We start from the raw sequence: 4699 nt of genomic DNA, 5'->3' as shown, positions 1-4699 counted from the left end.
GTCAGGCGCCGGTGAGCGCGCTGCTGGTCATCGTGGACGTCCTGTCGTTCAGCACGACGGTGGACCTCGTGACGGGCCAGGGTGGCCGGGTGCGCCCGGTGCGGTGGCGCGGCGGCCGGGTGCCGCGGCCGGCCGCGGTCGGGCCGGATCCGGGGCTGCTCGACCTGCCGTCCCCGAACGGCGCGACCCTGTGCGCCGCGGCCGCCGGCACCGGCGCGACCGTGCTCGTCGGCTGCCTGCGCAACGCCACCGCTGCCGCCTGCGAGACGCAGCCCGGCTGCGGAGGTGCCGGTCGGGGCCGGCGAATTCGCCATTGCCCGGACCGCCACTCCGCCGCACCCGGTACTCAGCGGACTGGCACCAGCGGCGGTGAAGCGGCACACACCGCGGCCCCCGTTCTCGTCGACGACCTGCTGGAGGCCGCGTGACCTGGCTCGAACTCGCCGACGGCGTCCTCGCCCGGCGCTACGCGCACCTGGACCAGACGCTCGGGCTGGTCGTCGGAACCGAGCGGTGCCTGGTGATCGACACCGGCGGGGACGAGGTGCAGGGCGCGGCCTTCGCGGCCGAGATCCGCGAGATCACCGACCTGCCGTGGACGGTGGTGATCACCCACGCCCACTTCGACCACCACTTCGGCACCGCGGCGTTCCTGCCGTGCCCGGTGTGGGCGCACGAACGCTGCCGCGACGCGCTCGTCAGCGAAGGCGAGTCCGACCGGGCCGAGTGGGTGCGCCGCCTGGCGGGCAAGCCGGAAGCCGACCGGCTCGCGGCCGCCCGCCTGGTGCTGCCGGACCACCTGCTCACCGACCGCGTCCAGCTCGACCTCGGCGGGCGGACCGTCGAGCTGGTCCACCCCGGCGTGGCGCACACCGACCACGACGTGGCCGTGCACGTGCCGGACGCCGGTGTGGTGTTCGCCGGTGACCTGGTCGAGCAGGGCGCACCGCCGTCGATCGGGCCGGACGCGCACCCCGCGGACTGGCCGTCCGCGCTGGACCGGCTGCTCGCCCTGCGCCCCGGCACGATCGTCCCGGGGCACGGCGACCCGGTCGGCCCGGATTTCGTGGCCGCCCAGCGGGACGAGCTCAGTCGAAGTTGAGCTCGCCGGTGCGGGTGCGCTTCAGCTCGTAGAAGTCGGGGTAGCTCGCCAGCAGCCGGGCGCCGTCGAACACCTTGAGCGCGTCCTCGCCACGCGGGATCGAGCTGAGCACCGGGCCGAAGAACGCGACGCCGTCGATGTGGATGGTCGGGGTGCCGACGTCCATGCCGACCGGGTTCATGCCCTCGTGGTGGCTCTTCTTCAGCGCGTCGTCGTACTCGGCGGAGTCGGCCGCGGAGGCGAGGTCGGCGGGCGCGCCCACGGCTTCCAGCGCCTGGCGGATGACCTCGGGGATGTCCTTGTTGCCCTGGTTGTGGTAGCGGATGCCGAACTCGGTGTAGAAGTCCCGCAGGATCGCCTCGCCCTTCTCCTGCGCGAGCGCCGTGGCCACGCGCACCGGGCCCCACGCCTTGTCGAGCAGCTCCTGGTACTCCGCCGGGAGGTCGCGCCCGCTGTTGAGGACCGCGAGGCTCATGACGCGGAAGTTCAGGTCGAGGTCGCGCTGCTTCTCCACCTCGAGGATCCAGCGTGAGCTGATCCAGGCGAACGGGCAGACGGGGTCGAAGTAGAAGTCCACGCGTGTGCGCGCTGCGGTCATCGGTGTTCTCCCTGTGGGTGGTGGGGGGTCAATCCGGCCAACAGCGCGCGGAGTGCACTTGTTCCCCGCCGAGACATGATTGGATAGCGGGATCACCGAGAATGACAACCGCGAGCGTTTCCGAGGTGCCTGTGCCCGCCCCTAACCTGACCCGTGACCAAGCCAAACAGCGTGCCGAGCTGCTCGAGGTCGAGTCCTACGACATCGCCCTCGACCTCACGGACGGTAACGGCGGCCCGGGCGAGAGAAGCTTCGACTCGAAGACCACGATCCGGTTCGCCGCCACCAAGCCGGGCGCGAGCACGTTCGTCGACATCGTCGCCGGCTCCGTCCGCTCCGCGACGCTGAACGGCCGGGCGCTGGACGTCTCCGGCTACACCGAGGAGAACGGCGTCGAGCTGCCGGACCTGGCCGCGACCAACGAGCTGGTCGTCGAGGCCGACTGCCGCTACATGAACACCGGCGAGGGCCTGCACCGGTTCGTCGACCCGGTCGACGACGCCGTGTACCTGTACACGCAGTTCGAGACAGCCGACGCCAAGCGCATGTTCGCCTGCTTCGACCAGCCCGACCTCAAGGCCACCTACCGGCTGACGGTCACGGCGCCGAGCGACTGGAAGATCGTGTCCAACGCGCCGGTCGAGAGCACCGAGAAGACCGCCGAGGGCGCCACGCGCACGGTCTTCGCCACCTCGGAGCGCATCTCCACCTACCTCGTCGCGTTGATCGCCGGCCCGTACGCGGAATGGCACGACCAGTACACCGACGAGCACGGCACGATCCCGCTGGGCATCTACTGCCGCGCGTCGCTGGCCGAGCACATGGACGCCGAGCGGCTGTTCACCGAGACCAAGCAGGGCTTCGGCTTCTACCACAAGGCGTTCGGCACGCCGTACCCGTTCCGCAAGTACGACCAGCTGTTCGTGCCGGAGTTCAACGCGGGCGCGATGGAGAACGCGGGCGCGGTCACGTTCCTGGAGGACTACGTCTTCCGCAGCCGGGTCACCCGCTACGCCTACGAGCGGCGCGCCGAGACGCTGCTGCACGAGATGGCGCACATGTGGTTCGGCGACCTGGTCACCATGCGCTGGTGGGACGACCTGTGGCTGAACGAGTCGTTCGCCACGTTCGCGAGTGTCCTGGCCCAGGCCGAGGCGACCGAGTACGTGCACGCCTGGACCAGCTTCGCGAACATCGAGAAGTCGTGGGCCTACCGGCAGGACCAGCTGCCCTCGACGCACCCGATCGCGGCCGACATCGTGGACCTGCAGGCCGTCGAGGTGAACTTCGACGGCATCACCTACGCCAAGGGCGCCAGCGTGCTCAAGCAGCTGGTCGCCTACGTCGGGCTGGACCACTTCCTCGCCGGGCTGCGGGTGTACTTCGGCAAGCACGCGTGGGGCAACGCGACGCTGGCCGACCTGCTGAGCGCGCTGGAGGAGGCCTCCGGCCGCGACCTGTCCGGCTGGAGCGCGCAGTGGCTGGAGACGACCGGCCTGAACTCGCTGCGGCCGAAGTTCGAGGTCGACGCCGAAGGCCGGTTCACCTCGTTCGCGGTGCTGCAGACGGGCGCGAAGCCGGGCGCCGGTGAGCTGCGCACGCACCGCATCGCGGTGGGCATCTACGACGACGAGAACGGCAAGCTGGTCCGCAAGCAGCGGGTGGAGCTGGACGTCGAGGGCGAGCGCACCGAGGTGCCGGACCTGGCCGGGCAGCCGGCGGGCAAGCTGGTGCTGGTCAACGACGACGACCTGACCTACTGCACGATGCGCCTGGACGCCGGTTCGCTGACCACGCTGGTCGACCGGATCGCCGACATCACCGAGCCGCTGCCGCGGACGCTGTGCTGGTCGGCGGCGTGGGAGATGACCCGCGAGGCCGAGCTGAAGGCGCGGGACTTCCTGCAGATCGTGCTGCACGGCATCCACGCGGAGACCGAGGTCGGTGTCGTGCAGCGGCTGCTGCTGCAGGCGCAGACCGCGCTGAACTCGTACGCGCAGCCGTCCTGGGCGGCGGCCGAGGGGTGGCCGCAGTTCACCCGGAAGCTGCTGGAGCTGGCCCGCGCCGCCGAGCCGGGCTCGGACCACCAGCTCGCGTTCGTCAACTCGCTGACCGGTTCGGTCCTCGACGACGCGACGCTCGACGTGCTGGCCGGCTGGCTCGACGGTTCGGAGCCGCTGGAGGGTCTGGTCGTCGACGCGGACCTGCGCTGGCGCCTGCTGAACGCGCTGGTGGCGCACGGCCGGGCGGCGGACGAGGAGATCGACGCCGAACTGGCCCGCGACGACACCGCGACGGGCCGCCGCCACGCCGAGCACGCCCGAGCCCTGCGCCCCACCCCGGAGGCCAAGGCGGAGGCGTGGCAGCGCGCGGTCTACGACGACGACCTCCCGAACGCGACGAGCAACGCCATCATCGGCGGCTTCTCCCACCCCGGGCAGAAGGACCTGCTGACGGGCTACGTGAGCACGTACTTCGCCGCCATCGACGAGGTCTGGTCACGCCGCTCGAGCGAACGCGCCCAGCCGACGGTCGTCGGACTGTTCCCGGCATGGGCGGTCGAGCACGCCACGGTGCAGGCCGCGGACGAGTGGCTGGCGGGCGAGCACCCGGCCGCACTGCGGCGGCTGGTCTCGGAGGGCCGGGCCGGCATCGTGCGGGCCCTGGCGGCACGGGAATTCGACGAGGCCTAAGGACACAAAAGGAGAGGGGCGCCGGCACAAGCCGGCGCCCTTTCTTTCTTTGCGACAAACCGCAAGCCGGCAACGCAACAGCACCGACTACCCCAACCAGACCTCCCCCGCCCCCGATCCACAGCCGGTCTTTGGTCGCCGATCAGGCGTGTCAAGGTACTCTTTTGATGTGCTCCGAAAATCTCGGACGCGGCTCAAGCGGACTGTATCACGCAACCTGCTGATTGGTGAACCATTCGTCGAGCACTTCGATCGGTGGTCGATATCCCAGCGCTGAATGTAGTCGGCGTGTGTTGTAGAAGCCTT

The 4699-nt window shown here is 70.5% G+C and carries 3 protein-coding genes and 1 pseudogene; 3 read left to right on the top strand and 1 reads right to left on the bottom strand.

Features of this window, described 5'->3' with window-relative positions:
• Both D0D15_RS37985 and D0D15_RS35310 read left to right on the top strand, forming a co-directional pair.
• Positions 1–428, top strand: a pseudogene (locus tag D0D15_RS37985) (hypothetical protein); the annotation flags it as partial.
• On the top strand, positions 425–1102 hold the full coding sequence (locus tag D0D15_RS35310; protein WP_094007803.1) for an MBL fold metallo-hydrolase: 678 nt from the start codon (positions 425–427) through the stop codon (positions 1100–1102). The pseudogene D0D15_RS37985 and the gene D0D15_RS35310, both read left to right, overlap by 4 nt.
• Here the strand turns inward: D0D15_RS35310 and D0D15_RS35305 are convergent.
• Positions 1089–1700: a mycothiol-dependent nitroreductase Rv2466c family protein gene (locus D0D15_RS35305; protein ID WP_094007804.1), complete on the bottom strand. Its 612-nt coding sequence runs from the start codon at positions 1698–1700 to the stop codon at positions 1089–1091. The genes D0D15_RS35310 and D0D15_RS35305 overlap by 14 nt on opposite strands.
• A 131-nt stretch (positions 1701–1831) precedes the next feature.
• Between D0D15_RS35305 and pepN the strand changes: the two genes are divergently transcribed.
• Complete coding sequence (pepN, locus tag D0D15_RS35300; RefSeq protein ID WP_094007805.1) at positions 1832–4393, top strand: aminopeptidase N; 2562 nt, start codon at positions 1832–1834, stop codon at positions 4391–4393.
• Positions 4394–4699 lie beyond the last annotated feature (306 nt).

Source organism: Amycolatopsis thermalba (assembly GCF_003385215.1).
Classification (GTDB): Bacteria; Actinomycetota; Actinomycetes; order Mycobacteriales; family Pseudonocardiaceae; genus Amycolatopsis_E; species Amycolatopsis_E thermalba.
This window is presented reverse-complemented; position numbering and strand designations above follow the sequence as displayed.